This window comes from Vibrio sp. S12_S33 (assembly GCF_963889785.1).
Lineage (GTDB): Bacteria > Pseudomonadota > Gammaproteobacteria > Enterobacterales > Vibrionaceae > Vibrio > Vibrio aestuarianus.
Genome location: NZ_CAWPQZ010000145.1, coordinates 1 through 1,373, shown reverse-complemented (window position 1 = coordinate 1,373; position 1,373 = coordinate 1). Strand labels below are relative to the sequence as shown.

Below are 1,373 nucleotides of genomic sequence, written 5' to 3'. Positions count from 1 at the left end.
GCTACAGTTTATTTATGAGAACAAATTTGCAAGGTGTTGATTTCAGTGAATCAACAGCATACTCAATTGACGTATTAGAAAATAACGTTAAAAAGGCTAAGTTTTCACGATATGAAGCGTTGAGCTTGTTAGAAAGCTTAGGTATTGAATTGGTGGATTAATAGCCTAACAAGCAATTTAAGAGGGATTCTCAACGCTTGCCATTTTTGGCTCTACTTTGATTTTAGTGTTTATAGCACAATGCTTTAGGTTAGGTGGTAGCGTTGTTCACCCCTTAATTGGGCGTTATGTTTACTTGTATTTCAATGGCTTAAAAACTCTTCGATCTCTGTTCTTTGTCCCTTTAACCATTCGTTCGAGTTGCCTCAGCAAATCCGCATTGTCGGCTTAAATTCGTGAATTTCTCAGCCCGTAAAACATGCCAATATTCGTGGGTTGCTTCATTTGCAGGCTGTGGCAGTTGGCTTCAAATCTCACTGGCTCTAAGTCGCTTTGAACGTATTAGCCAAGTAACATGTCAGCTTGGCAGTTGCCTCGGCAATTTACCATTGTTCTGCGCTGTGGTTGGAAAGAGAGGGCGCTTGTTGAACGTTTGTCGGGTTGCCTCATTGGGCAGGGAAGTGGACTTACGCGCTTGTTGTTTCGTGCATCTGTAGGCTAAGTGAGTTTGGGCGTGTGACTGACTTCTTGAAGTGCGGTCAACAGTGCAGTTCTTTGCCAAATAAATCAGTCATTTGTGGTAAAACATAACAAGCAATTTAAGAGGGATTCTCAACGCTTGGCACTTTTGCTTCTACTTCAAATTTAGTGTTTATGGCACAATGCTTTAGGTTTGGGTGGAGGCGTTGCTCACCCCTTAATTGGGCGTTATGAGCTAAAGGGAAAATAGGAGAATTGTGCTTTTGATCAGTGTGGCAGTGTTTTGTGTCATTGTCGGGTTTTACTTTTGGTATGGCGAAAGTGACACATCGGTAAGGGAAGCATGTATCGCAATGCTTCTGTATATTGCGTATACGATTTTGTATTTGTTTGTTCCGCCTTTCCCTTTGGGTACATCATCACAAATGGGGCTGATATACGGTTTTGTACCACTGTTATCTTTTGGGGCTATTCTATTCCCTCATTTCAATACTCAATCACCGGAATTAGTAACACGAACAATCGGTTGGATTGGCCTTGTAATAGTTGCAATTATCCTTATTTGCTTCAAACTTTTTGTTTGGTAAGTGGGTAACGTAAGTACGCTCATAACAAACAATTCAAGTGGATTCTCAACGCGTGGCAGTTTTACTATGCGTTGAGTAAAGTGTTTTATGGTGCAATGCAGCGGCTTGGCCAGTGCGTTGTTCACCACTTAATTGGGCGTTATGTGA

1 pseudogene is annotated in these 1,373 nt (G+C 41.5%); it reads left to right on the top strand.

From position 1 onward, the window contains the following. Nucleotides 1-161 (top strand): annotated as a pseudogene (locus AACW06_RS19510) (pentapeptide repeat-containing protein); the annotation flags it as partial. Nucleotides 162-1,373 lie beyond the last annotated feature (1,212 nt).